This is a genomic window from Planococcus daihaiensis (assembly GCF_049262615.1).
In the GTDB taxonomy this organism is placed as follows: domain Bacteria; phylum Bacillota; class Bacilli; order Bacillales_A; family Planococcaceae; genus Planococcus.
Genome location: NZ_CP175504.1, coordinates 364,648 through 390,490, shown reverse-complemented (window position 1 = coordinate 390,490; position 25,843 = coordinate 364,648). Strand labels below are relative to the sequence as shown.

Here is a 25,843-nt window from a genome sequence, read left to right as displayed (position 1 = left end):
AAGTTTTGAGCGAAGCAGTACTCGATATAAAAGATAAACCGAAAACCGGCCAGTGGATTTCACTGAGCCTCCAACATATGTTCGCCATGTTCGGCGCAACGATTCTCGTGCCTCAGCTGGTGGGCCTCAGCCCGGCGATTGCGCTTTTGACAAGCGGCATCGCGACCATCATTTTCTTATTGATCACCCAATTCAAAGTGCCGGCATATCTGGGATCTTCCTTCGCCTTCATCGTGCCGATACAGGTCGCAACATTATCAGGCGGCATCGGCTCGGCCATGATCGGTGCGATGTTCGTCTCCGCCGTATATGCACTCGTGTCGTTGATCATCTGGAAAACAGGCTATCAATGGCTGATGAAAATTTTGCCGCCAATCGTAGTCGGCCCGGTCATCATCGTCATCGGATTGGCTTTGGCAGGAACTGCAGTCGATATGGCCATGACAATTCCCGCTGCAGGTAACACTTCGGAATACAGCCTGCTGCACTTTTCAGCCGCAATCGTCACGCTGCTGACGGCGATCATCTGTACGATTTACTTTAAGAACATCATTTCGTTAATGCCGATTCTGATTGGTCTGCTTGTCGGCTATTCCTACTCAGCAGCGATCGGCATTATCGATTTTACGAAAATCGGCGAAGCTACCTGGTTTGCAGTGCCTGATTTCCTGCTTCCGGGTGTGGATTATTCTTTCCAGGTCACACCGACCTTGCTGTTCATTATGGTACCAATTGCGATTGTCACCATCTCTGAACACATCGGCCATCAGCTGGTGCTCGGCAAGATTGTCGACCGCAATTACATAAAAGATCCGGGACTGCACCGCTCAATTTTGGGCGATGGTCTTGGAACCTTTATATCTTCACTTATTGGGGGACCTCCCAAAACGACATATGGCGAAAACATCGGAGTCCTGGCAATTACCCGTGTGTTCAGTGTTTACGTCATCTTCGGTGCAGCTGTTTTTGCCATCGTCTTTTCCTTTGCCGGGAAATTGATGGCGGCCATCGAAACGATACCGACCGCGGTACTTGGCGGCATCTCGATTCTACTGTTTGGGATCATCGCTTCTTCAGGGCTTCGCATGCTGGTCGACAATAATATCGATTTCGGCAATAAACGCAATCTGGTCATTTCATCTGTCATCCTGGTTATCGGAATTGGCGGCGCAAGACTGGAGTTCAGCGAAACCTTCGTCATTGAAGGAATGGCTCTCGCAGCAATCATCGGTGTGATTCTCAACCTGGTGCTGCCGGGTCTGGATAAAAAAGAGCTTGACGACGGAACTGAATAAACACCTTTTAATGAATGTCCCGAGAGGCATGGAAAGGGTTGAAAAGCACGGGCAATGTCTGCCTCTGTTTCCTCACACCTTCCTGCTCTCAGGAAGGTGTTTTTTATGGAAGGAGACAAACACATGCCAAATCTGTTGACGACGAAAAACTTATCGAACGACACTATCATGCGATTGATCGAACGGGCGACAGCTTTTGAAAGAGGGGAGCAGGCGGCACTCGGCGGAACGGTGGCCAACCTGTTTTTCGAACCGAGCACCCGCACGAAAATGAGCTTTGAAATGGCGGAACATAAACTCGGCATAACTGCGCTGCCGTTTGAAACCGGCTTCTCCAGTGTGCTTAAAGGCGAAACCCTCTACGATACGGTAAAAACTTTGGAAGCAATTGGTGTGGATGCGATTGTCGTCCGCCATAGTGAAGAAGAATATTATCGTCAACTTGAAGGAATCAAATTGGCAGTAATCAACGGCGGCGACGGTTCTGGACAGCATCCGACACAATCGTTGCTGGACTTGTATACGATCTGGCAAGAGTTTGGCCGCTTTGAAGGCATCCATGTAACGATTGCCGGCGACATCGCGCATAGCCGCGTGGCAAAATCGAATGCCGCAGCTCTTGCCCAGTTGGGTGCTAAAGTAAAATTTGTTTGTCCCCCGGAATGGAGTGGCGATTTTGAAAGTTCGGAACAGCTGGATGATTATATAGAAACCACTGATGTTGTCATGATGCTCCGTGTGCAGCACGAACGCCACGCAGACAGTGAACTGCTGCGGGTTCAGCATAAACGCCACGCAATCAGTGAGCTGCTTACGAAAAATCAATATCATGAGCGATATGGCCTAACCGTTGAACGCGAAATGAAAATGAAGAGCTCGGCAATCATCATGCATCCGGCACCCATCAACAGAGGCGTCGAAATTGCGGACAGCCTGGTCGAATGTGAACGCTCACGAATCTTTAAACAAATGACAAACGGAGTATTTATCCGCATGGCCGTACTAGAATATGCACTGAAAGGGAGAGATTGATTATGAATTTATTCATTAAAAATGTAAACATGCTGCAGGAGGGCGAATTGGCACCGGTCAACATTCGCATCGCCGGTGGAAAAATTCAGGAAATCGGGAAAGAACTTTCAGCACAAGGCGAAAAAGAAATTGACGGCAAAGGCCGGATGATCGCACCAGGGTTTGTCGATGTCCACGTTCATTTGCGTGAACCGGGTGGTGAACAGAAAGAGACCATTGACAGCGGGACGAAAGCAGCGGCAAGAGGCGGCTACACGACCATTTGCGCAATGCCGAATACGCGCCCGGTGCCGGACACGAAAGAAAACCTGCAGCGGGTCAACGCGCTGATCGAAAAGAATGCGCTCATCCGAGTTTTGCCGTATGCTTCCATCACCATCCGGGAAGCAGGCAAAGAACGAACAAACTTAAAAGAATTGAAAGAAAATGGCGCATTCGCTTTTACCGATGACGGTGTCGGCATCCAGGAAGCGGGCATGATGTTCGAAGCGATGAAAGATGCCGCTGCCATCGACATGGCGATTGTGGCGCATTGCGAAGACAACAGCCTGATCTACGACGGCGTGATGCATGACGGCAAACGCAGTCGCGAACTTGGGTTGAAAGGCATACCGGCAATCGCGGAATCGGTGCACATCGCACGCGACATTCTGCTGGCGGAAGCGGCAGGTGCACATTACCACGTCTGCCACGTGTCGACGAAAGAATCGGTGCGCGTCATACGGGATGCAAAACGTGCAGGTGTGAAGGTGACGGCGGAAGTGACGCCGCATCATTTGCTGCTGACGGAGGACGACATTCCGGGAGACGACGCCAATTACAAGATGAACCCGCCGCTTCGTGCGAAAGCAGATTACGACGCGCTGCACGAAGGATTGCTTGACGGCACGCTTGATTTTATTGCCACGGATCATGCGCCGCATACAATGGAAGAAAAAGCGAACGGCATGGACAAGGCGCCTTTTGGCATCGTCGGATTTGAAACAGCGTTTCCGCTCTTGCACACAAAATTTGTCGAGACGGGAATCTGGACGCTCGAGCAATTGATCGACTGGCTGACAAAAAAACCGGCAGCGGTGTTCGGCTTGCCATACGGCACGATTGAAAAAGGACAGACGGCGGACTTGGTGCTGCTCGATCTTGAAAAAGAACAGCCTATCGATGTGGAAACATTTGCATCGAAAGGAAAGAATACACCGTTCGGCGGTTGGAATTGTAAAGGCTGGCCGGCAATGACCGTGTTCGGCGGAGAAATCGTTTGGCAGGAGGAGGCTCATCAATGAAACGTTATTTAATCTTAGAAGATGGCACGGTATTTGAAGGAACTGCTTTTGGAAGTGATGATGCATCTATTGGGGAAATCGTCTTCAACACAAGCATGACGGGGTATCAGGAAATACTATCGGACCCATCGTATTGCGGGCAAATCGTCACGATGACCTATCCGCTGATCGGCAACTACGGCATCAACAGCGACGATTTTGAATCGATCGAACCGGCCGTCAAAGGCATGGTCGTCCGTGAACTGGCAGAGTACCCATCGAATTTCAGAAACAAATCAACGCTGTGCGAATTGTTCAAGACAAAAGGGATTCCGGGCATCACGGGGATCGATACACGCAAACTGACGCGACTGATCCGTTCAAAAGGAGCGATCAAAGGCATCCTGACAGCTGCCGGTGAAGAAGTGGAAATCGATGAAGTCGTCCAAAAGCTGAAAGAAACGCCATTGCAGACGGACCAGGTCGCACAGGTTTCAACCGCACGTCCTTATCCGAGCCCGGGACGCGGCAAGCGCGTCGTGTTGATCGATTACGGCATGAAGCACGGCATCCTGCGCGAACTTAATAACCGGGATTGTGATGTCATCGTGGTGCCGTATAACACGAGCTCACAGGAAATTCTTGCCTGGGGACCGGACGGCGTCATGCTGTCAAACGGCCCCGGAGACCCGAAAGACGTGGAAGAATGCGTCCAGGTGGTCGGCGAGTTGCTCGGCCAGGTGCCGGTGTTCGGAATTTGCCTCGGCCACCAATTATTCGCCCGCGCTTGCGGAGCCGACACATTCAAACTGAAATTCGGCCACCGCGGCGGCAACCATCCGGTGCGCAACCTGGAAAACGGCAAAATTGAAATCACTTCCCAAAACCACGGCTATGCCGTCAATGAAGATACATTACAGGGAACGCGTTTGAAAGTGACGCATCAGGCGTTGAACGATGGCACAAACGAAGGCCTTACGCACTTGGATTATCCGGCGTTCACTGTGCAATACCATCCCGAATCGTCACCGGGACCGGAAGATTCGAATTACCTGTTTGACCGTTTTATCGACATGATGAGTGCAAATCGAAAGGAGCAGCAATATGCCTAAAAGACAAGATATCCAAAGTATACTCGTAATCGGGTCCGGCCCGATCGTCATCGGACAAGCTGCAGAATTTGATTATGCCGGCACGCAGGCTTGCCTCGCGTTAAGGGAAGAAGGCTACCGCGTCATCCTGATCAACTCGAACCCGGCCACCATCATGACGGATACGGAAATTGCAGACAAAGTGTATATCGAACCGATCACACTGGAATTTGTCAGCCGCATCCTGCGCAAAGAGCGTCCCGATGCTGTCCTGGCAACGCTTGGCGGCCAAACGGGATTGAATATGGCAATTGAACTCGACGAATCGGGTATTCTCGACGAACTGGGAATCGAAATTCTCGGCACCAAACTGGAAGCAATCCATAAAGCGGAAGACCGTGATCTGTTCCGAACTTTAATGAATGAACTAGGGGAACCGGTACCAGATTCCGACATTATCCATAATTTGGATGAAGCGAAAACGTTTGTCGAGCGCATCGGTTATCCGGTCATTGTTCGCCCGGCATTCACGATGGGTGGTACTGGCGGCGGAATCTGTCACAACGATGAACAATTGAAAGAAATCGTCTCAAGCGGTTTGAAATACAGCCCTGTGACACAATGCCTTCTTGAAAAATCAATCGCCGGCTTCAAGGAAATTGAATACGAAGTGATGCGCGATGCCAACGACACAGCGATCGTGGTCTGCAACATGGAAAACATCGATCCGGTCGGCATCCATACAGGCGACTCCATCGTCGTGGCGCCAAGCCAGACCTTGTCGGACCGCGAATACCAGATGCTGCGCAATGTGTCCTTGAAAATCATTCGCGCACTCAAAATTGAGGGCGGCTGCAACGTTCAGCTGGCGCTCGACCCGCACAGCTTCAATTACTTCATCATCGAAGTGAACCCGCGCGTCAGTCGGTCATCAGCACTGGCTTCCAAAGCGACAGGCTATCCGATTGCCAAATTGGCAGCGAAAATCGCAGTCGGTTTGACATTGGACGAAATGATGAATCCAGTGACGGGGCGCACCTATGCGGCGTTTGAACCGGCACTCGATTACGTGGTGACAAAAATTCCACGCTGGCCGTTCGATAAATTCGAAGCGGCGAAACGAAACCTCGGTACACAGATGAAAGCGACCGGCGAAGTCATGGCAATGGGTCGGACGTTCGAAGAGTCGATCCTGAAAGCGGTGCGCTCGCTTGAGACCGGCCAATTCCACCTGGAGTTGAAAAATGCCGATGCGATGAGCGACGAATGGATTGAAAAACGGATACGCCGCGCGGGCGATGAGCGTTTGTTCTTTATTGGCGAAGCGCTGCGCCGCGGTGTGACGATTGAAACGATCCACGACTGGAGCCAAATCGATCTGTTCTTCCTGATGAAATTCCAGAATATCGTGCAGTATGAAGCGGATTTGGCACAAAACCCTTACCATTACGACACGGCGAAAAAGGCGAAACGCATGGGCTTTGCAGATCGCACGATTGCGAAACTGTGGAATACGACGGAACAACAGGTTTATAATTGGCGCAAAGAACAGAAGTTGATGCCGGTCTATAAAATGGTGGATACGTGTGCAGCGGAATTTGAATCGGAAACCCCTTATTTCTACGGAACGTATGAAGACGAAAACGAATCGGTTCGCACGGACAAGGAAAGCGTCATCGTTCTGGGATCAGGTCCCATCCGCATCGGACAAGGTGTGGAATTTGATTACGCCACAGTGCATTCGGTCTGGGCAATTAAAGAAGCCGGCTACGAAGCGATTATTATCAACAACAACCCGGAAACGGTCAGCACGGATTTCTCGATTTCGGACAAACTGTATTTCGAACCGTTGACGATTGAAGACGTGATGCACATCGTCGATTTGGAGCAGCCAAAAGGCGTCGTAGTTCAGTTCGGCGGACAGACAGCGATCAACCTGGCTGACAAGCTGGAACAGAATGGCGTGAAAATTCTCGGGACGACACTGGAAGATACCGATCGTGCGGAAAACCGCAATAAATTCGAAGCGGCGCTGAATGAAATCGGCATCCCGCAGCCACTCGGCAAAACGGCGGTTTCCAAAGAAGAAGCGGTTGTCATTGCCAATAATATCGGCTACCCGGTATTGGTGCGCCCATCATACGTGCTTGGCGGCCGTGCAATGGAGATCGTCTATAACGAACAGGACTTGAACTATTATATGGAACATGCGGTAGAAGCGAGCCCGGAACATCCGGTGCTGGTCGACCGCTACCTCACCGGCATAGAAGTGGAAGTGGACGCCATTTCAGACGGCGAAAACGTACTGATTCCGGGAATTATGGAACATATCGAACGCGCAGGGGTGCATTCGGGCGACTCGATTGCGGTGTATCCGACGCAGAATATTTCACAGGAGCTTCTTGATACGCTGGTGGATTACACGACGCGCCTGGCAAAAGGCTTCAATATTGTCGGCCTGATGAATATCCAGTACGTCATTTCAAAAGGCGATGTCTTTGTCATCGAAGTCAACCCGCGCTCAAGCCGCACGGTGCCGTTCATGAGCAAGATCATGTCGATCCCGATGGCCAATATCGCAACCAAAGCAATTCTCGGCCAAAGCATCATCGACCAGGGCTACACACCGGGACTCGCGCCGAAAGTCAAGGGCGTTTACGTTAAAGTTCCCGTGTTTTCATTCGCGAAGCTGCGCCGAGTCGACATTACGCTTGGACCGGAAATGAAATCGACCGGCGAAGTCATGGGCAAAGATACGACTTTGGAAAAAGCGCTGTATAAAGGGCTTGCGGCAGCCGGAATGGAAATTAAAGACCACGGCACCGTGCTGCTGACAGTGGCGGATAAAGACAAGACAGAAGCTGTCGGTCTCGCTAAACGTTTCAAATCGATCGGCTACCAGATCATGGCGACTGGCGGAACGGCAGCGGCATTTGAAGAAGCCGGAATTGCTGTTGCACCGATCGGCAAAATCGGAGCTGAAGGCAGAACCTTGCTCGATGTCATCCAAAGCGGAGACGCCCAGATCGTCATCAACACGCTGACCAAAGGCAAGCAGCCGGAACGCGATGGTTTCCGCATACGCCGCGAGTCGGTGGAAAATGGTGTTCCTTGCCTGACTTCACTGGATACCGCAGCCGCAATGCTGCGCGTCATTGAATCGATGACATTTTCTGCAGAAGAAATGGGGGCTGGCAGATGATTCGACAACAACGCATGACAGTGATTGCCCAGCAGTCGATTGCGAAGCATATTTTCGAGCTGACGGTCGAAGGGGATTTGGTCGATGAAATGGCCGAACCCGGTCAATTCGTCCACGTCCGTGTGGCGGACAGTTTTGAACCGTTGCTGCGTCGTCCGATTTCCATTGCTTCCATTGATAAAGAAAACAAGCGCTTCACGATGATTTACCGGGCTGAAGGCCGCGGCACACAAATATTGGCCGATAAGCGAGCCGGGGATGAAATTGATGTTCTCGGCCCGCTTGGCCACGGTTTTCCTGTTGAAGAGGCAGAGAAAAAAGCCTACCTGATCGGCGGCGGCATCGGTGTGCCACCGCTTTACGAACTGGCACAACAATTGAACAGCCGGGGGATCCAAACGGTGCATATCCTAGGGTTCGAAAGCAAAGAAGCGATCTTTTATGAAGAGAAATTCAAAGCACTTGGCGAAACGCATATTGCCACAGTGGACGGTTCACACGGAACGGAAGGCTTCGTTACGCATATCTTAAACGAATTGCCGCATGATTTTGATACGTACTTTAGCTGTGGACCGACTGCCATGCTTGAAGCGGTGCAATGGGCGTATCCGCAAAAACGGGGCTTCTTGTCCTACGAACAGCGGATGGGCTGCGGCATCGGCGCATGCTTCGCCTGTGTCTGCCGCACGACAAAATCTGAAATGGATTACATCAAAGTCTGCTCGGACGGACCAGTATTCCCGGCGGGAGTGGTGATTACATGATTGATATGACGATAAAACTACCTGGACTCGAATTAAAAAACCCGATCATGCCGGCATCCGGCTGTTTCGGATTCGGCAAAGAATACGCCCAACTGTATGATCTGTCGCAGCTTGGCGCCATCATGATCAAAGCGACGACCGTGGAAACACGGCTCGGCAATCCGACACCGCGTGTTGCAGAAACCGCAGCGGGCATGCTGAATGCTATCGGGTTGCAAAATCCGGGACTCGAGAAAGTGTTTGGTGAGGAACTGCCGTGGCTAGAACAATTTGATGTGCCGATCATCGCGAATGTCGCGGGAACCACGACGGAGGATTATGTGGAAGTGGCACGCGAAGTTTCCAAAGCGACGAATGTCCATGCACTGGAAATCAACATCTCTTGCCCGAACGTTAAAAAAGGCGGCATCACGTTCGGCACGGATCCAGTCGTTGCCCGCGAATTGACGAGAGCGGTGAAAGAAGTTTCGTCGGTGCCGGTTTACGTAAAATTATCGCCGAACGTGACGGACATCGTTTCGATTGCCAAAGCGGTGGAAGAAGGCGGCGCTGATGGCATCACGATGATCAACACGCTGCTCGGTATGCGGCTCGATCCCAAAACCGGTCGCCCGGTTATCGCCAACATCACCGGCGGTTTGTCGGGGCCTGCCATCAAACCGGTAGCGCTCCGCATGGTCTACGAAGTCAGCAAACAAACCAACCTGCCGATCATCGGCATGGGCGGCGTCACGGATGTCAATGACGTCATCGATTTCCTGTCGGCCGGTGCGAGTGCTGTCGCAGTCGGCACAGCCAACTTCGTCAATCCGTTTGTGTGCCCGGAAATCATCGGCAAACTGCCGGAGCGTCTGCACGAACTCGGATATGATTCGGTGCAGGAAGTTATCGGAAGGAGCCACCGACTATGAGAAACGACAGACCGATCATCGCATTGGATTTTGCCGCAAAAGAACAAACATTGGAATTTCTGCATAACTTTGATGAAAGTTTGTTCGTGAAAATAGGAATGGAATTGTTTTATCAGGAAGGACCGGAGCTCGTACGTGAAATTATTAAACTCGGGCACGACGTCTTCCTGGACCTAAAGCTGCACGACATACCGAATACTGTTGAATCCGCGATGAGGGGCCTCGCGAAATTGGATGTGGCGATGGTCAATGTCCATGCCGCAGGCGGTCTGGAAATGATGAAGGCAGCAAAACGCGGACTCGCAGGCAGCAAGACGCAATTGATTGCAGTGACCCAATTGACGTCTACGAGCGAGGAAGAGATGCAGAAAGAGCAATTGATTGATGCGACTCTGGAAGAATCTGTTGTTCATTATGCGAGATTGGCAGATCAGGCCGGACTCCATGGCGTGGTGTGTTCGGTTCATGAAGCGGAAGCAATCGGCGATGCGTGCGGTGAAGAATTCCTGCGGGTGACTCCGGGAATTCGGCCAGCCGAAGTGTCAGTAGATGATCAAAAGAGAGTCGCAACGCCAGCCGAAGCACGAGCGCAAGGTTCGACACATATCGTGGTGGGGCGTGCCATCACTAAAGCGGCAGATCCAAAAGACAGCTATCTTCAAATAGCTGCAGAATGGAGTGGACAATGATGAAAAGAGCAACAGCCAAGCATTTATTGGACATCGGAGCGGTTGAATTGCGCCCGCAGGATCCATTCACATGGGCATCCGGAGTGAAATCACCGATTTACTGTGATAATCGCCTGACGATGTCGTATCCGAAAGTGCGCAAGGAAATCGCCAAAGGATTGGCCGAAAAGATCAAAGAATTCTACCCGCAATGTGAAGTGGTGGCTGGCACGGCGACAGCCGGAATTCCGCATGCCGCATGGGTCAGTGACCTGTTGGAGCTGCCGATGGTGTACGTGAGGTCCAAGGCGAAAGAGCACGGCCAGGGCAATATGGTCGAAGGTAAAGTGGAGCCGGGCAAAAAAGTGGTCGTGGTGGAAGATTTGATTTCAAAAGGCGGCTCGGTGATCCAGGCGGCACAGGGCTTAGAGCAGGCAGGATTTGAAGTGCTCGGCATCGTCGCGATCTTTACATACGACTTGCCGCAATCGGTCGAAGCGATTGAAGATGCAGGATTCACGTTCCATACGCTGACTGATTTTCCGGCGCTGGTCGAAGAAGCGGTGAGTACTGGAGCAATCGAGCAGGGAGACTTGCCGATGCTTGAAGAATGGCACGCACAATTGAAAGCAGGAACTTTGAAGAGCTGATCCTTATGGGTCGGCTTTTTGTTATCTATCGAGCAATTTAAGTTAATCATATTTATTCATTTGTAATTATCCGAAGAAATAGAAAATATGGTATATTGGTAAAATGCTGTAAAAAATATTTTGTTCGATGAAGAACCATGGTACGAGAAGCATTATTTATAGAAAAAGAGCCGATTCCAAGTGAAGGGGGAGGATTTAATGTTAAATGATATCCTTGAGCAATTCGGAGTACAAGCACTCGCAATTAAGGAAGTTGAAGATTCCTTTAGTTCTACAGTATATAAATGTGAATTGCTTAACGGCGGGAATGTCTATGTGAAAATCCCTTATACAAAATTGAAATATCAGCGAGAATTGGAGGCTTATGAAATCCTGAGAGGGAAAGTTTCCGTTCCAGAAATGTTAGCTTACTGGTCGGGGAACGAGGAATTCCCTGGCGCATTTTTGCTTTCTGAATTAAAAGGAAAACCATTAACACCGAACGTCTCACCAGCAGTGGCGTTTCAAGTCGGAGAATTGCATGCTGCCATGCACAACATTCGCCCATCTGCTGAGATCGGCCCAAAAAGTATCCAAAATGAATTTCCCAACTGGTTAAAATTCGTTGAAACCCAATTTAACAGTTTTGCTGAAGATGTTAGAGAGGTTATAGATACCCATTTGTTTGATCAAAGTATAGAGAAGTTTAACGAAATGAAACAACGGCTTCCTTCTCCAGAGGGACCAAGCTTTCTTCATATGGATTTTCGCCCGGCAAACATCATTGTGGATGGAAATAACGTGTCAGGTGTGATCGATTTTGAAAGCGTGCGATTTGGTTCAACAGAAATTGATTTCACCAAACTGTATCGGGATTTTTTATGCTTTGATACGAATTTATACCAGTCCTATCAAGATGGCTATAACAGTATAAGACCCTTAATCGACTTGGAGGCTGTGTTGCCTTTTTATCAATTTACTGATGCCTTCAATAGTATTGGGTGGTGCAAGCGTCGAGGTGCTGAAAAAAACGCATCATTTCTCAAAGAGAATTTAACTATCTTGAAAGAAATCTTACGGTAACCGGCTTTTGAATCATCGGTACCACTTTCTGCTTTCTGACTGCACGCTGATTAAAAGCATGTACAAATTAAAAAGGGGCAATAATAATAAAAACCATGCTTAAGGATGGGGGTATTTCATGAACAGGATTGCAATAATCGGTTCAGGAGGATCGGGAAAGTCCACTCTTTCCCGGAAGTTGGGAACGAAGTTGAATTTAGAGGTATATCACTTAGATGTACTTTTATGGAAACCGAACTGGCAACCAACATCTAAAGAAGAACAAAGAAAAATTCAAATGGAGTTAGTAAAAAAAGATGAGTGGATTATTGATGGAAATTATAACGGAACCATGGATATTCGACTAACTGAAGCAGACACTATAATATTTTTAGATTTTAATCGAGTGCTTTGCACATATCGGGCTTTAAAAAGGATGATACAATACCGTAACCGAAAAAGACCGGATATGGCAGAAGGTGTGAAAGAAAGGTTCGATTCTGACTTTATTAAGTGGATTTGGAACTACCCTAAAGTAGTAAGACCTATTGTTATGCAGAGACTGGAAAAATTGCCAAAAGACAAAGCAATCATTATTTTAAAGTCACCGAAAGAAGCGGAGCGATTCTTAGAAAATATTTATGGCCGGAATGGAGAAGTATAAGAATGCGACAAGTTTCAGTATGAAGAGGCAGGACGAAAAGAAGCGGAAGAGCAGCAACCTTATTGAACGGGGATGTATTCCGCACAAAAATTTGTCGTAATATCATATTTTTAAGTTTGCATCGTTGATAATAAAGCTAAAAAATAATATAATTTAGGTAAGAAAGCGGTTACATTTGGAGTGAAATGGCACCGGTTCCGCAAAATGCGAGAGACAACATTTTCTGGGAATGACCCAAACAAATATCACCCTCCCATTACAAACCTGGAAAATCAGGTTGCAGTTCTTTTAACCCACAAACAAAGCAGCCATTGTGGTCACGTACCCTGGCATCTCCACCCTAACTCCACGCAGAACAAAAAAATCATTCTTAGTGATCTATTCAAGTTAACTTCATTTAACAGCCACAGACGACAGGCACAAAAACAAAGTTTTAAAGCCATTTATGGAACCGGTTCTATAAATGGCTTTTGGCAGGGAAAGGGGATCTTTGAATATTTAATTTTTGGAAAAATGTTTCATGGTAAAAATCTATTTTTACTAAAAGGAGCATGAATAAAATGGAATTACCACGGGGGAAAAGTTACATCCGACTCGATCAGGTCAGCCAAGAAGATTTAGATAACTTGATTGTAAGGGTTAATAGCTGTAACTGGCGGCAAACGTTTCATATCCAACCGGTTTCTGGGCTTCTCAATGATCCGAACGGCTTCTGTTTTTACAACGGTGAATATCATTTGTATTATCAATGGCATCCGTTAGGGCCTTTTCATGGCTTGAAATATTGGTACCATACCAAATCTGCAGACCTCGTAAACTGGACGAATGTCGGGATTGCCATTAAGCCGGACGAGTATTTTGACAGCCATGGCGCCTATTCGGGAAGTGCCGTTGAGCACAACGGAAACTTATATTTGTTATACACAGGCAATACACGGGATGAGAATCTCGTGCGACATCCCTATCTATGTATAGCCATGATGGATGATGACGGGAATATCATTAAATCGAAAAAATCAGTTCTCGATAAAGTCCCGGAAGGATATACAGAGCATTTTCGCGATCCGAAATTATGGAAAGAGGAAGATAAGTTTTATGCGGTAATAGGCGCCCAAAGAACCGATAAAACAGGGTGTGTCTGTTTGTTAAGTTCATCTGACTTGTTGAAGTGGGAATTTGAAGGAGAGCTGGCCACAAACTTGGATGACTTCGGTTTTATGTGGGAATGCCCGGATTATTTTGAAATGGAAGATAAGGGGATCCTGATTTTCTCTCCGCAGGGACTGGAGCCTGTTGGGGATCTTTATCAAAATATTTACCAGGCGGGTTATGTGCTGGGCGAGAAAATCGATCTGCAACAAAAGGAATTGATTCACGGAAGATTTATCGAACTTGACCGTGGATTTGATTTTTATGCCCCGCATACAATGAAGGATCCGAGTGGCAGACGTCTTATGGTCGCCTGGATGGGATTGCCTGAAATTGAGTACCCCACCGATATCAATGGATGGGCCAACTGCTTGACCATCCTTAGAGAATTATCGCTTCGCGACGGAAAACTTATTCAAAAACCGGTTTCGGAACTTCAGTCACTCCGTAAGAAAAAAATCGAAGCAGAAGACACAATTAGGGATGAAAAGAAAATGTATGATGGATTCTCAGGAGTCATATATGAGCTGGTTTGTGAGTTTGAACGAGGAGACGCCTTGGAATATGGTATAGAATTCCGAGCTGGTGAAGAAGAAAAAACGGTGATCAAATACGATGCAGTCCAGGGGAAAGTTATACTGGACCGCACTTTATCGGGCAAAGTGATTGGAAGCAAGTATGGAACAGAAAGGAAATGCCATATTGTTGGAGATGTTCGCAAGTTTCATCTGTTCGTGGATTCTTCATCCGTAGAAATATTTGTGAACGATGGCGAAGAAGTTTTTACCTCACGGATTTTCCCGGATATAAGAAGCAAAGAAATCCGGTTTTATGCAACAGGTGGTTCTGTGGCGTTTAAAGCAGTAAAGTGGGACTATTAATAGAAGAATGTCTGAAGAAGGAGAGGTGCTGAATGGGAAATTTGTTTTCTATTGGCGAAATATTAATAGATTTTATCCCCCACCAAAAAGGAATCGCCTTAAAAGATGTCGATTCTTTTACACGAGTGCCTGGTGGTGCTCCTGCAAATGTGGCAGCTGCTGTTGCAAAGTTTGGTGGAACTGCGTCACTGATCACCAAAATAGGGGAAGATGCCTTTGGTGATTTTCTTTTGGAACAACTGACAAAGTCCGGTGTGAGAACCGATAAGATTGTAAGAACAAAGGAGGCGAATACCGGACTTGCCTTTGTATCATTGCGGGAAAGTGGAGAACGCGATTTTTCATTTTACCGAAACCCTTCTGCAGATCTGCTGCTTGAAGACGCTGAAGTAGATCCCGACTGGTTCCATCAAGGGGATTTTTTGCACTTTTGTTCTGTGGATTTAGTCGAAAGTCCGATGAAACACGCCCATGTGAAAGCGATTGAAGCAGCCAAGGTGCGTGGGGGTGTTATTAGTTTTGATCCAAATGTGCGTCTGCCTCTGTGGGACGATCCGCAGGACTGCCGGAAGACTATACTTGAATTTATTCCGATGGCGCATATTGTCAAAATCTCCGATGATGAACTGGAGTTTATTACAGGCTTAGCGGATGAACAAAAAGCAATTGAGTCTTTGTTTACGGGGGATGTAAAGGTAGTGGTGTTGAGTAAAGGTGCGAAAGGAGCAGCTCTTTACGTTCAGAACAAAAAATATTCATCCGCGGGATATTCTGTGAAAGTTGAGGACACGACGGGTGCAGGAGATGCGTTCATCGGCGGTGTCCTGTACCAGCTGTTGAATCTGAATGCAGGCCAAGAGGATCTGGAGGCCTTAGTAAGCGAGCATCACCAAGAAATACTGGCATTTGCAAACGCCAGCGGAGCGCTGGTTACTACTGGGAAAGGGGCCATCCCTTCGCTTCCGACGAAAGACCAGGTCTTGCAGTTAATGAAGTAAAACAAACTTGCATTTAAGGTTAGGTTGTTGAATCCAGTGCCAGACCTGGCCAATGAAAAATTTTTAGAAAGTGAAGGTACTGGCTGAACTGAACCCCAAATGGGAGACACTTAGAAAAAGTGACCCATTAGGGGTTTTTTGATTTTATTCAGTAAACTGCTCAGGAAGGTACATCAAGTCAATGCCCCAGACAAGCGGTAAGAAGTAGTAGACGGCCAGCCCGACAAAGAAAATGCCGAAAATATTAAGCGCAAGCCCGGCTTTCGCCATATTGGAAATGCTCAGGTATCCTGATCCAAAGACAACCGCATTCGGCGGGGTCGCCACCGGTAGCATGAATGCGCAGGAAGCGACCACTGCAGCTGTCACCAATAGCGCATATGGATGGACACCGAGCGCTACAGAAAGTGATGCCATAATTGGGAACATCATCGATGCAGTCGCCGTGTTCGACGTAATTTCCGTCAGGAATAGCACCAGTGTTGCAACGGCCAGAAGCACAACCAGCACAGGTACCCCTTGCAGCCCTGTCAGCTGGCTGCCAATCCATTGAGACAGACCGGAAGTTGTAAAGCCTGCCGCGATGGAAAGTCCACCGCCAAACAGCAACAAAATGCCCCATGGCAATTTCACAGCGGTCGCCCAGTCGAGCAAATTTTCGCCGCGCTTGTTTTTTGAAGGAATGATAAATAAAATTATTGCTGCAATCAAGCCGACCATTGCATCTGTCACTTGAAGATTTGGCGCAATGGCATCCAATACGAACGAACGGCTGATCCACGCAAGAGCAACCAGAACAAATACTGTGAAAACTATTTTTTCTTCGTATGAAGCTATTCCAAGTTTCGTTTTTTCTTCACGGATGACCGCGTTTCCACCTGGTAAATGTTTCAATTTCTGCGGGTACGCCACTTTTATTAAATAGAACCACGCAATAAAGATAAACGTCCAGGCCAATGGAACGCCGAACAGCATCCATTGTGCAAATGTAATTTCAATGCCGTAGATTTCATTGACAGCACCTGCCAGCAATGTATTCGGTGGTGTGCCAATCAATGTAGCGAGGCCGCCTAGCGATGCAGAATAGGCGATCCCCAGCATGAGTGCTTTACCGAAACCGAAGTTTTCTTTTGAGGTATCGATGGAAGGGTCGTCTTTCAGTTCATCGGACACGTGATAGATGATTGACAAGCCAATCGGCACCATTATCATGGCAGTTGCGGTATTGGAAATCCACATCGATAAGAAACCGGTTGCAACCATGAACCCTAAAACGATCCGCTGTATATTTGTTCCGATAAGGGAAATGATGGTCAAAGCGATTCGTCTGTGCAAATTCCATTTTTCCATAGTTAAGGCAATCATGAATCCGCCCATAAACAGGAAGATTATATCGTTTCCGTAAGCTGAAGTGGTCGCTCCGATGTCCAGCCCGTTTGTGATTGGGAAAAGAATTATCGGTAAAAGTGAAGTTGCTGGAATTGGAATCGCTTCAGTAATCCACCATGTCGCAATCCAAATCGTGCTTGCCAAAATGCCTTTTGCTTCCGGCGGCAAACCATCAGGGTTAACAAACAGCAGCGTTAGCACAAACAACAGCGGCCCCAAAAACAAACCGATCAATTGCGCTGTATTGTAGTTTCTATTTTTATCTCGATCATCATATCTAGCCGCATCTTCCGCGAGGTCTTGGTCACCGGGAATCTGAGAACCCGGCTTTGCAAAAATACGCAGCATATCTTTTGCCTGGTCGTGCTTGTCCCACATCCAGTTCCATGCTGAAGTAATCATTTTTCCACCTCCATTTCCGACCATGCCAAAATTTAATTTTACGGTTTTTAAAAAGGTTTATTGACTTTATTTAAAATCAATTAAACAATGCAAAAAAGCGGCGATTTCATGAAAGTAAATATCATCCATCATCAACAAGTACATATACGATAACATAATAATTTCCATTCTCTTCTGTGTTACTTTTACACTAATTATGAGAGCGTGTTTACTGGGACTATCGAGGGGATATCGTGTTTTCCATTATTGGATAAAATGATATCTTTTTGATCGATTTAATAGCCTGCTAGGTGTACAATATAGCTATATTTTAGTGGAATGAACCTGCTGCAACTATCTGACAGGGGGGCGGGCCATGCTGTGGATTCCATTTTTTATCGGGCTTGTATTCATAATGATCCATTTCTTTGCAAGTGTCCTGGTTCCGGCTGAAAAACTCAAACAGATGAAATGGTTTTCGTTTTCAGGCGGGCTGGCTGTTTCGTATATTTTTATATACCTGCTCCCGACCCTCCATAAGCAGCAAAGCGATATTGAAGAGCCGTTCCGTCGTTTAACGATGGAGTCGGAGATCTATTTTGTCGGACTGCTCGGTGTGTTGCTATTTGTTGGCATTCAGATTGTCATCCAGAATAACTATATATCCCATACTTCCACTTTTTGGTCAGTAATTATATTTTATGCCCTGTACAACGCTCTTGTCTCCTACTCAGTGCTGTCTTTCGAAGTATCGGCTATTCAGGCAGTATTTTATTGCGTCGCGATTGGCCCGCATTTCGTAGCGGTCGCCCATGATATGTGGAGAAAGTTTCCGGTCGAATACAATAAATACGGCCGCTATATTTTGGCTGTCGGCATTATTGTCGGCTGGATTGTGGCATTAACGACTGAACTGACTCCGCTATTCAAATCCATCATTTTTTCTCTGGTTTCCGGGGCGATGATTTTCACTGTGTTCAAACATGAATTGCCTGATGAAAAAGAAACTCACTTTCCCACCTTTTTTACTGCGGTTGTTATGTATTCCGCTATCACCCTGTCTTTGAAGTTTTTCTTTGAGTGGTAGCCGTACAAATTGACCATACAGATTTCACTTGTGCTGGCAGTCTTTTCCGTAATCCATGAATTAAGGAAAATAATATAATCTTCAAAAGCCTGTTCCTTTTTACAATACTAATTTAAAAAGGAGATTACGCATATGAAACTCCAGTGGCTCGTGTTGCTCGCATTTTTGTTTGCCGTACTGATTACCATTTTCGCAGTGGTCAATGTGGATACTGTGCCAGTCAATTTTGTTTTCGGTACAGCGGAATGGCCGCTTATCCTGGTCATTCTGGTTTCTGCTTTGATGGGATTCCTGTTAAGCGGATCGGTGGCGCTAGTCAAAATTTTCTCTTTGCAGAAGAATATGAAAGCCATGCAAAAAGGCAAGCCCGTTAAACAGAAAAAAAACGTGTCTGCCTCTTAAATTTCTTATTGTTGGCCAAAGGGAACCTCGATTAACAGCGGACTGAACTTTGAAAAACTGGCATGGGTAAGGAACAGGCGTATCAGAATAAAGTGGTCTGATTTAGTATTGATCGGCCACCAAAGAACTGTGAAACTGCTTCAGGATGAATTGGGAATGGAAGTCAGCCGGGTTGTAGATAAAAACATAGGGGGTGCAACAGAACAGCAAGTGCTTCAAATGGCATTCAGCAATTGAAATTAGACAGGGATTTTTTGATGAAGCTGTGTCGTGTGCTTAAATGCACATGACACAGTTTTTTAGTTTGCGACGCAAATCTCTAGAGAAATCATCTGCTGTTTATAAGTGAGCTGGCTCAGCAGTGAACCTTGATAAATGGTAAAATAAGTATATGGTTAAGCGAGTGAATACGGATGGATATAAAGATTGCATTGTGTTGCAAGCGTTTAATATTGGAGGGAAGAATGAGTATGGAAAAGAGAAAGATAGACAGTACATATTTCTATGTTATTATCGGTGCAATGGGCATGCTTGTGCTGGTGTTTGGACTTCTTGAATATATATCGCTTATTGGAACCACAGCTACACCAAGTTTCTTATTAACATTCGCCGGCTTCATGATATTAGTCCATTACATCTATTATTTAGAAAAAAAGACAGGTGTCAGCAATAAAGTAATATGGGTGAAATCGCTGTTTCTTGGCCTGTCGGTGATTATTTTTACATATAGTAATTACTGAGAAAGATCTAATTTTACTAACGTCTGTAAGAGTGAAGAAAGATTGATGAACCCATCCTACGGGAATTAATCATGCAGAGAGAAGGAGGGTTCTGATGAATCGGTTAAAAGGAATTGCAATGATCGTGACCGGCGCAGCCCTCTGGGGGGCGTCAGGGCCGATGATGGAATGGATTTTGGACGTCTACGGGATTTCGGTCTCATTTCTACTGACGCTCCGTCTGATCATCGCGGGTGTCTTGTTGCTGATGTTTTTGAAAATGAAGAAAGTCAAAATCCTTTCCGTTTTCCATGGGGGCATCTGGGTGCGGCAACTGCTGATTTTTTCTGTGCTCGGCATGCTCGGGGTCCAATTCAGTTTTGTTTCAGCAATTGAATCAAGCAATGCAGTGGTCGCCACTTTGTTTCAGTTTTTGGCTCCGCTGTATATCATTATTTTCATCTCAACGCGACATAAAAAATTGCCGCCTCTTTACCAAATAATCGGAATGGCCGGAACTTTGGTGGGGCTTTTCCTCTTATTAACAAATGGGAGATTCGATGAACTTGCTGTCAGCGGACCGGCACTTTTCTGGGGCGTAATGGTGGGGTTAGCTTTCGCGTTCTACACTCTTTATCCTGGCCGGCTTATGGCGGAATGGGGAGTGCTTCTCATTGTCGGCTGGTCCATGTTGTTCGGCGGTATTTTTCTGGGGATTGTCAATCCGCTCTTCCTGTCGGATGATTGGCCGCTCTTGGCTGAACCCGGCGTATCACTTGGAATTCTCTCAATCATTATTGTTGGAACCCTGGCGTTCATCCTGTTCCTCAGCAGTATGCGTTTCATTTCCCCAGTGGAAACAAGCATCCTGTCAGCATTCGAACCCTTGACTGCAATAATCATCACGGCTGTCTGGTTCGGACAATTTTTGGCTCCCGTCCAGTTTATCGGCACATTTATCATGCTGGTTTTTGTCACCTGGCTTTCTTTTGCCGGCGCAGGAAAAAAGGAAGAACCGTCGGAAGGACAAACTGTTCTTTGAATAAGTTCTTGCGAAACAGAAGCACAGATCGGACTAGCGGCAGGAAACTGAAAGTAGCGTCTTTTTCATGTATGATGTAGATATGAACAGTCATTCAATAGAAAGGATGATTCAAGTGGCATTAACACAACAGCAAATTAAAGATTGGCAGCAGAAATATCCATTATTAACCGAGGTTACCGATTTTCGGCCGGTGTTTTGGCAGAATCCAAAACTGAAGCCGTTATCAGAAGTCAGCCCGCTTGCTGTTACAAAAGAAGAAATGCAGGAAGCAGAGAATTTGTGGCACCGTTTCGCCCCGTTTCTCGCAACAGCGTTTCCTGAGACAGCAGAAGCTGGTGGGATCATCGAGTCGCCTTTGAAAGAAATTTTGAAGACTAAAAATGCACTGGAACATACTTATGACGCTAAAATTCCCGGCAGGCTGTTTTTGAAATGCGACAATGAATTGGCTGTCGCGGGATCGATCAAAGCGCGCGGCGGATTTTACGAAGTGCTGCATTATGCGGAACAATTGGCGATCGACAACGGCATGATCACTAAACAGGATGATTACAGTAAATTTGCAACAGACGAATTCAAAGAGTTTTTCAGTCAATATTCAATCGGTGTGGGTTCGACCGGCAATCTGGGGCTTAGCATCGGCATCATCAGCGCGAAGCTTGGATTTTCGGTTTCAGTTTATATGTCGGCTGATGCCAAGCAATGGAAAAAGGAATTATTGCGGGCAAAAGGTGCCATCGTTCATGAGTTTGCTGGCGATTTTGGCGAAGCCATTTTGGAAGGCCGCCAGCAGACCAAGGAAAATCCGATGGCTTATTTTGTCGACGATGAAAATTCGAAACACCTCTTCCTTGGCTACAGCACAGCAGCTTTCAGAGTGAAAAAGCAATTGGAGGAACTGAATATCCAAGTGGATGCGGAGCACCCTTTGATTGTTTATTTGCCATGCGGAGTTGGCGGTTCACCCGGCGGCATTACGTTCGGGCTGAAGCAAATATACGGAGATGCGGTCCATTGTTTTTATGTGGAACCGACACATTCCCCTTCTGTGCTGGTCGGCTTGATGACCGGCGAGAAAGAAAAAGTGTGCGTCCAGGATTTTGGCATCGACAACCTGACCGAAGGGGACGGGCTCGCAGTCGGCAGGCCTTCAAGCTTCGCCTCATCGATCAGTGAAAAGTTGATCAGCGGCATTTATACTCTGGAAGACGAAGAATTATTCCGCTTGTTGGCGATTTTGGCCGATGGCGATGGCATCTTTGTCGAACCATCTGCGGCATCATCTTTGCTGGGCCCGATTGAATTAAACAAAACCGACTATTTATCGGCCCGCGGTATTGACGCAGAAAAGGCGACGCATATCTCCTGGTTAACCGGTGGTGCATTGGTACCTGAGGAAGAAATGCAGGAAATGTACCGAAGAGGCAAGAATTCACTCGAATAAAACACAGGTTTTCGGACACATGAAGGGACCGGATCGATGCAAAAATGTACAGAATGCAAAAAATCATTCAAATGGAGCCAGTTTTTTCTATCCTTATGGCTCGCTTTTCAGCCGGTAAGGTGCCGAAACTGCGGAACCGAGCATAATGTTGCCAATGCTTCACGGTTATTGGCAACATTATTGCTTGTGGTACCGGTCATTTACATCTTTATTTTCATGCAGCATTTGGAGCTGTCGGAAATTCTATTGCCGGTTGTTTCGGTGATTGTCATCATTTCCGTAATTCTTCCTTTTATTATGAAATATGAAAAAAAGAAAATAGAAGTTGACACAAATAATGGGAATCGCTAAGATGGTAAAAATACATAAAATTCTGGGAAGATAAGAGTAGGAATACGTGCGGTCCAAGCGAACCGGGGAAGGTGTGAGCCCGGCGGCCAGCGTAATCTGAAGCGCATATCTGAGAAACCGCCTGAACATTGAGTAGGGTTGGTCGGCCGACACCGTTACCGTTTCAAGCTGGTCCGATATTCGGGCAATCAGAGTGGTACCGCGGGAAATCCCGTCTCTAATTAATTTTAGAGACGGGATTTTTTATGTTTTCAGGAAAATGGGGGAGAGAGACTATGGATTATAAAAAATTATTGGCAGAAGAAATTTCAAAAAAACTGGAGGGCGTTTTGACTGCCGAATCGGTGATGGAGCTGATTGAAAAACCGAAATTCGACAACCAGGGAGATTTGGCATTTCCTTGTTTTGCACTGGCAAAGATCGAGAAACAGGCGCCGCATAAAATCGCCGAAAAGCTGGCGGAGAAGATAACGCACCCTTTGTTCGAAGGGGTGGTTGCCGCAGGACCTTACGTCAATTGCTTTCTCAATAAATCCCATGTCAGCGAGCAGCTCCTGCAGCAAATCCTGATGGAACGTGGGGAATTCGGCAACAGCAATATCGGCCAAGGCCAAAACATCACCATCGACTTTTCATCCCCGAATATTGCGAAACCCTTTTCGATGGGGCATTTAAGGTCCACGGTCATCGGCAATTCATTGTCAAAAATTGTTGAGAAAGTCGGATACAATGCAGTGAAAATCAATCACTTGGGTGACTGGGGAACCCAGTTCGGCAAATTGATCGTCGCCTACAAAAAATGGGGAAAGGAAGATTTGGTGAAACAGGATCCCATCCCAGAACTATTGACGTTATATATCAAATTTCACGAAGAAGCGGAACGGGATCCCACTCTGGAAGATGAAGCCAGGCTGTGGTTCAAAAAACTGGAGGACGGCGATCGTGAAGCGGAAGGGCTCTGGAAATGGTTCAAGGATGAATCGCTGAAAGAATTCGGCAAAATTTATGAACTGCTGGAAGTGGAATTCGATTCGCTGGCTGGCGAAGCATTTTATAACGATAAAATGACAGCCACCATCGAGTTGCTGAAAGACAAGAAATTGCTGACGGAGTCCCAGGGAGCGGAAGTAATCGATTTGTCAGAAGAAGGGCTGCCGCCATTTTTGATCAGAAAAAGGGATGGAGCGACGCTTTACGGCACGAGAGATCTGACTGCCGCTTTATATAGAAAGAATAATTATCAATTTGCCGAGTCCCTTTATGTGGTAGGGCAGGAACAGACGCTTCATTTTAATCAATTGATACTGTCGTTGAAAAAAATGGGATTCGACTGGGCCGATGATATGGAACATATTCCTTTTGGATTTATCCTGAAAGACGGGAAAAAGATGTCGACCCGCAAAGGGAAAATTGTTTTATTGGATAAAGTGTTACAAGAAGCCATCGAGCTCGCGGGAAAAAATATTGAAGAGCGGAATCCGGCGTTGGCAAATAAAGCCGAGACCGCCAGAATGGTCGGGGTGGGCGCCGTCATTTTCCATGATTTAAAAACCGAACGCCGGAATAATGTGGAATTTTCACTGGAGGATATGCTGCGTTTCGAAGGGTCTACAGGACCTTACGTCCAATACACCCATGCGAGAGGCTGTTCCATCATAAGAAAATCCGGGATTGCACCTGAAAAGCTTACACCAAGCGGATTGACCGACAGCTACAGCTGGGAAATCATCAAACAATTAATGGATTTCCAGGATACGATCAACAGAAGCTACGAGCAAAAAGAGCCTTCTGTCATGGCGAAATATGCCATCAGCCTGGCGCAGGATTTCAATAAATACTATAGCCAGGTCAAGGTGTTGGAAGATGACCATCAGAAAGAAGGGCGGCTCGCATTGGTGTTCGCTGTCACTGTAGTTTTGGAGGAGAGCCTCCGCTTGCTCGGGATCAATGCGCCGTCTGAAATGTAAAATTTACCGGGGGGGCAGGACAGTTCCGGTTTCCGCCGAATAGTATAGGCATCCGTTAAAAATGAAAGGGGAAATCCATGGCTATCCAATCCAAGCATCTTTTTGTGAACCTGCCGGTAAAAGACCTGGACAAATCAATGGCATTTTTCAGTGACATCGGATTTGAATTTAATGAACAGATGACGGACAAGAACGCCGCCTGCTTGATCGTCGGACCGAATATGTATGTGATGCTGCTTGTGGAGGAGTTTTTTAAAACGTTCTCCAAAAAGCAAGTGGCCGACGCGCGCACCAGCACCGAAGTAATTATCTCAATTACGGCAGACAGCCGGGCAGATGTTGACGAATTGGTCAATGACGCTTTGACTGCCGGCGGCACGGTGTCAAATGACAAAATGGATAACGAGTTCATGTACGGCTGGAGTTTCGAAGATCTTGACGGCCATCTTTGGGAAGTAATGTATATGCCGGAAAATGATGATGACAGTGACGAGGAATTTTATGCTTGAAAAGGCAGTGTAAAAGGACAGGCGAAAATGCCTGTCCTTTTGTATGTACATTTACGAAGAGACGGATATTTTTATTTCGTTTTGCATTCGTATGAAAACATCAGCAATGTCCATATTTTGCTTGTCCTCAAGTGTCTTCTGTTCACTCCATATAACCGCTAAGTCGACAGCTTCTGGATAATCTTCCCTCCAGCTCTCAGTTACTTTACTGGCTTTGCCAGAGCAAATCGTTAATTCGAAATAGACATTCAATACGATGGACAATTGTTCCAGACTTTGGAATGGGCCTTCGATTTGGATTGGTTTCAAACTCATGTATTGGGTTGTATCTTTTAAATTTGTGCTGCCCGCCCATTTGTCTTTCGCTGCGAATTTCAATTTACGGATGCCGCTCATATAAAATGCGCCAAAGCATAAAGGGCAGGGTTCCATTGTCGAATAGAGTGTGTATACATTTCTGATAGTGTGGACTCTATTGTCCAATTTGAGCAAAGCATTGATTTCCGCGTGCGCCAGTTCATTATTCGAAATAACACTGTCTTTTAGTGTATTAAAGGCTGCGCTTTTTCCACGAGATATTATCGCGTCATCTTTATCAGTAATCACAGCGCCGATTGGGCGGGAGCCTTCCTGAAATGATTTCCAGGCTTCCTTGAAGCATTCTTGCCAAACTTCTGGTATATCCTTCCATTCCATTTTAGTATCTCCTTTGGAAATATTTTCACTTTTTATAAATTCGCTTCGGAAATGAAAAATCCTTCAAACGCAAAGGATTATTTTAACATTTAAAGGGAAGGTTTTTTAACAAACAGGAAGAATCGACGATAAACCAGTGGAAATCGACGATAAACCTATAATAATCGACGATAAATACAAAAATATCGACGATAAACCTTCAAAAATCGACGATAAATAAAATGCTGTCATTATAATTAGTCAGC

The 25,843-nt window shown here is 46.7% G+C and carries 24 protein-coding genes and 1 other annotated feature; of the genes, 22 read left to right on the top strand and 2 right to left on the bottom strand.

The annotated features are described in order from the left end of the window. Positions 1–5 precede the first annotated feature (5 nt). The 13 genes from DHX103_RS01905 to DHX103_RS01845 all read left to right on the top strand — a co-directional run bounded on the left by DHX103_RS01905 (position 6) and on the right by DHX103_RS01845 (position 15,608). A complete protein-coding gene (locus DHX103_RS01905; protein ID WP_422123586.1) occupies positions 6–1,295 on the top strand; it encodes a solute carrier family 23 protein in 1,290 nt (429 codons plus the stop codon). Positions 1,296–1,418: 123 nt separating this feature from the next. Further along, positions 1,419–2,327 carry an aspartate carbamoyltransferase gene (pyrB, locus tag DHX103_RS01900; protein WP_422123585.1) on the top strand — a complete coding sequence of 303 codons (909 nt, stop codon included), beginning with the start codon at positions 1,419–1,421 and terminating at the stop codon, positions 2,325–2,327. A 2-nt stretch (positions 2,328–2,329) separates the two neighbouring features. Continuing rightward, positions 2,330–3,610 (top strand): dihydroorotase, encoded by a 1,281-nt coding sequence (locus DHX103_RS01895; protein WP_422123584.1) that lies wholly within the window; start codon positions 2,330–2,332, stop codon positions 3,608–3,610. Then, complete coding sequence (locus DHX103_RS01890) at positions 3,607–4,701, top strand: carbamoyl phosphate synthase small subunit (protein WP_422123583.1); 1,095 nt, start codon at positions 3,607–3,609, stop codon at positions 4,699–4,701. The genes DHX103_RS01895 and DHX103_RS01890 overlap by 4 nt, the downstream gene beginning before the upstream one ends. Beyond that, a complete protein-coding gene (gene carB / locus DHX103_RS01885) occupies positions 4,694–7,882 on the top strand; it encodes a carbamoyl-phosphate synthase large subunit (protein WP_422123582.1) in 3,189 nt (1,062 codons plus the stop codon). Before DHX103_RS01890 ends, carB begins: the two co-directional genes overlap by 8 nt. Continuing rightward, on the top strand, positions 7,879–8,646 hold the full coding sequence (locus tag DHX103_RS01880; protein WP_422123581.1) for a dihydroorotate dehydrogenase electron transfer subunit: 768 nt from the start codon (positions 7,879–7,881) through the stop codon (positions 8,644–8,646). Before carB ends, DHX103_RS01880 begins: the two co-directional genes overlap by 4 nt. Further along, the gene (locus DHX103_RS01875) at positions 8,643–9,557 is read left to right on the top strand and encodes a dihydroorotate dehydrogenase (RefSeq protein ID WP_422123580.1); all 915 of its coding nucleotides are present in this window, start codon (positions 8,643–8,645) and stop codon (positions 9,555–9,557) included. The genes DHX103_RS01880 and DHX103_RS01875 overlap by 4 nt, the downstream gene beginning before the upstream one ends. After that, positions 9,554–10,246 carry an orotidine-5'-phosphate decarboxylase gene (gene pyrF / locus DHX103_RS01870; RefSeq protein ID WP_422123579.1) on the top strand — a complete coding sequence of 231 codons (693 nt, stop codon included), beginning with the start codon at positions 9,554–9,556 and terminating at the stop codon, positions 10,244–10,246. Before DHX103_RS01875 ends, pyrF begins: the two co-directional genes overlap by 4 nt. After that, on the top strand, positions 10,246–10,875 hold the full coding sequence (pyrE, locus tag DHX103_RS01865) for an orotate phosphoribosyltransferase (RefSeq protein WP_422123578.1): 630 nt from the start codon (positions 10,246–10,248) through the stop codon (positions 10,873–10,875). The genes pyrF and pyrE overlap by 1 nt, the downstream gene beginning before the upstream one ends. A gap of 198 nt (positions 10,876–11,073) precedes the next feature. Further along, on the top strand, positions 11,074–11,937 hold the full coding sequence (locus DHX103_RS01860; protein ID WP_422123577.1) for an aminoglycoside phosphotransferase family protein: 864 nt from the start codon (positions 11,074–11,076) through the stop codon (positions 11,935–11,937). A gap of 118 nt (positions 11,938–12,055) precedes the next feature. Continuing rightward, complete coding sequence (locus tag DHX103_RS01855; RefSeq protein WP_422123576.1) at positions 12,056–12,580, top strand: DNA topology modulation protein; 525 nt, start codon at positions 12,056–12,058, stop codon at positions 12,578–12,580. Positions 12,581–13,140: 560 nt separating this feature from the next. Continuing rightward, the gene (locus DHX103_RS01850) at positions 13,141–14,610 is read left to right on the top strand and encodes a glycoside hydrolase family 32 protein (protein ID WP_422123575.1); all 1,470 of its coding nucleotides are present in this window, start codon (positions 13,141–13,143) and stop codon (positions 14,608–14,610) included. 32 nt (positions 14,611–14,642) lie between these two features. Further along, positions 14,643–15,608, top strand: coding sequence for a carbohydrate kinase family protein (locus DHX103_RS01845; protein ID WP_422123574.1), 966 nt, complete (start codon positions 14,643–14,645; stop codon positions 15,606–15,608). Positions 15,609–15,752: 144 nt separating this feature from the next. Here the strand turns inward: DHX103_RS01845 and DHX103_RS01840 are convergent, their stop codons facing one another. Next, entirely contained in the window at positions 15,753–17,399 is a 1,647-nt protein-coding gene (locus tag DHX103_RS01840) for an SLC13 family permease (protein WP_422123573.1), read from the bottom strand. A gap of 355 nt (positions 17,400–17,754) precedes the next feature. On the opposite strand from DHX103_RS01840, the gene DHX103_RS01835 reads away from it, so the two are divergent. From DHX103_RS01835 to DHX103_RS01795, 9 genes are all read left to right on the top strand, one after another. Further along, complete coding sequence (locus tag DHX103_RS01835; protein ID WP_422123572.1) at positions 17,755–18,465, top strand: hypothetical protein; 711 nt, start codon at positions 17,755–17,757, stop codon at positions 18,463–18,465. 132 nt (positions 18,466–18,597) lie between these two features. Beyond that, the gene (locus DHX103_RS01830) at positions 18,598–18,867 is read left to right on the top strand and encodes a LapA family protein (protein ID WP_422123571.1); all 270 of its coding nucleotides are present in this window, start codon (positions 18,598–18,600) and stop codon (positions 18,865–18,867) included. A 129-nt stretch (positions 18,868–18,996) separates the two neighbouring features. Beyond that, on the top strand, positions 18,997–19,104 hold the full coding sequence (locus DHX103_RS01825) for a hypothetical protein (protein WP_422124705.1): 108 nt from the start codon (positions 18,997–18,999) through the stop codon (positions 19,102–19,104). A gap of 227 nt (positions 19,105–19,331) precedes the next feature. Further along, a complete protein-coding gene (locus tag DHX103_RS01820) occupies positions 19,332–19,607 on the top strand; it encodes a hypothetical protein (protein ID WP_422123570.1) in 276 nt (91 codons plus the stop codon). A gap of 94 nt (positions 19,608–19,701) precedes the next feature. Then, on the top strand, positions 19,702–20,628 hold the full coding sequence (locus DHX103_RS01815) for a DMT family transporter (protein WP_422123569.1): 927 nt from the start codon (positions 19,702–19,704) through the stop codon (positions 20,626–20,628). A gap of 106 nt (positions 20,629–20,734) precedes the next feature. After that, positions 20,735–22,075, top strand: a complete 1,341-nt coding sequence (locus DHX103_RS01810) for a D-serine ammonia-lyase (RefSeq protein WP_422124704.1) — start codon at positions 20,735–20,737, stop codon at positions 22,073–22,075. Positions 22,076–22,111: 36 nt separating this feature from the next. Then, positions 22,112–22,426, top strand: a complete 315-nt coding sequence (locus DHX103_RS01805) for a TIGR04104 family putative zinc finger protein (protein ID WP_422123568.1) — start codon at positions 22,112–22,114, stop codon at positions 22,424–22,426. A 15-nt stretch (positions 22,427–22,441) separates the two neighbouring features. Further along, positions 22,442–22,648: a binding site (T-box leader), on the top strand. 53 nt (positions 22,649–22,701) lie between these two features. Then, positions 22,702–24,393, top strand: a complete 1,692-nt coding sequence (gene argS, locus DHX103_RS01800) for an arginine--tRNA ligase (protein ID WP_422123567.1) — start codon at positions 22,702–22,704, stop codon at positions 24,391–24,393. Positions 24,394–24,470: 77 nt separating this feature from the next. Then, on the top strand, positions 24,471–24,902 hold the full coding sequence (locus DHX103_RS01795; protein WP_422123566.1) for a VOC family protein: 432 nt from the start codon (positions 24,471–24,473) through the stop codon (positions 24,900–24,902). A gap of 51 nt (positions 24,903–24,953) precedes the next feature. Here DHX103_RS01795 and DHX103_RS01790 read toward each other — a convergent pair whose 3' ends face one another. Further along, a complete protein-coding gene (locus DHX103_RS01790; protein ID WP_422123565.1) occupies positions 24,954–25,598 on the bottom strand; it encodes a nucleoside deaminase in 645 nt (214 codons plus the stop codon). Positions 25,599–25,843 lie beyond the last annotated feature (245 nt).

Bases quoted from the DNA above. Each gene is read 5' to 3' on its own strand.
- DHX103_RS01805 (WP_422123568.1), top strand. From the start codon at position 22,112: ATGCAAAAATGTACAGAATGCAAAAAATCATTCAAATGGAGCCAGTTT.
- DHX103_RS01810 (WP_422124704.1), top strand. From the start codon at position 20,735: ATGATTCAAGTGGCATTAACACAACAGCAAATTAAAGATTGGCAGCAG.
- pyrE (WP_422123578.1), top strand. From the start codon at position 10,246: ATGAAAAGAGCAACAGCCAAGCATTTATTGGACATCGGAGCGGTTGAA.
- DHX103_RS01880 (WP_422123581.1), top strand. From the start codon at position 7,879: ATGATTCGACAACAACGCATGACAGTGATTGCCCAGCAGTCGATTGCG.
- DHX103_RS01855 (WP_422123576.1), top strand. From the start codon at position 12,056: ATGAACAGGATTGCAATAATCGGTTCAGGAGGATCGGGAAAGTCCACT.
- DHX103_RS01860 (WP_422123577.1), top strand. From the start codon at position 11,074: ATGTTAAATGATATCCTTGAGCAATTCGGAGTACAAGCACTCGCAATT.
- DHX103_RS01850 (WP_422123575.1), top strand. From the start codon at position 13,141: ATGGAATTACCACGGGGGAAAAGTTACATCCGACTCGATCAGGTCAGC.
- pyrB (WP_422123585.1), top strand. From the start codon at position 1,419: ATGCCAAATCTGTTGACGACGAAAAACTTATCGAACGACACTATCATG.
- argS (WP_422123567.1), top strand. From the start codon at position 22,702: ATGGATTATAAAAAATTATTGGCAGAAGAAATTTCAAAAAAACTGGAG.
- DHX103_RS01890 (WP_422123583.1), top strand. From the start codon at position 3,607: ATGAAACGTTATTTAATCTTAGAAGATGGCACGGTATTTGAAGGAACT.
- DHX103_RS01795 (WP_422123566.1), top strand. From the start codon at position 24,471: ATGGCTATCCAATCCAAGCATCTTTTTGTGAACCTGCCGGTAAAAGAC.
- DHX103_RS01875 (WP_422123580.1), top strand. From the start codon at position 8,643: ATGATTGATATGACGATAAAACTACCTGGACTCGAATTAAAAAACCCG.
- pyrF (WP_422123579.1), top strand. From the start codon at position 9,554: ATGAGAAACGACAGACCGATCATCGCATTGGATTTTGCCGCAAAAGAA.
- DHX103_RS01820 (WP_422123570.1), top strand. From the start codon at position 19,332: ATGAGTATGGAAAAGAGAAAGATAGACAGTACATATTTCTATGTTATT.
- DHX103_RS01895 (WP_422123584.1), top strand. From the start codon at position 2,330: ATGAATTTATTCATTAAAAATGTAAACATGCTGCAGGAGGGCGAATTG.
- carB (WP_422123582.1), top strand. From the start codon at position 4,694: ATGCCTAAAAGACAAGATATCCAAAGTATACTCGTAATCGGGTCCGGC.
- DHX103_RS01790 (WP_422123565.1), bottom strand. From the start codon at position 25,598: ATGGAATGGAAGGATATACCAGAAGTTTGGCAAGAATGCTTCAAGGAA.
- DHX103_RS01835 (WP_422123572.1), top strand. From the start codon at position 17,755: ATGCTGTGGATTCCATTTTTTATCGGGCTTGTATTCATAATGATCCAT.
- DHX103_RS01815 (WP_422123569.1), top strand. From the start codon at position 19,702: ATGAATCGGTTAAAAGGAATTGCAATGATCGTGACCGGCGCAGCCCTC.
- DHX103_RS01845 (WP_422123574.1), top strand. From the start codon at position 14,643: ATGGGAAATTTGTTTTCTATTGGCGAAATATTAATAGATTTTATCCCC.
- DHX103_RS01830 (WP_422123571.1), top strand. From the start codon at position 18,598: ATGAAACTCCAGTGGCTCGTGTTGCTCGCATTTTTGTTTGCCGTACTG.
- DHX103_RS01840 (WP_422123573.1), bottom strand. From the start codon at position 17,399: ATGATTACTTCAGCATGGAACTGGATGTGGGACAAGCACGACCAGGCA.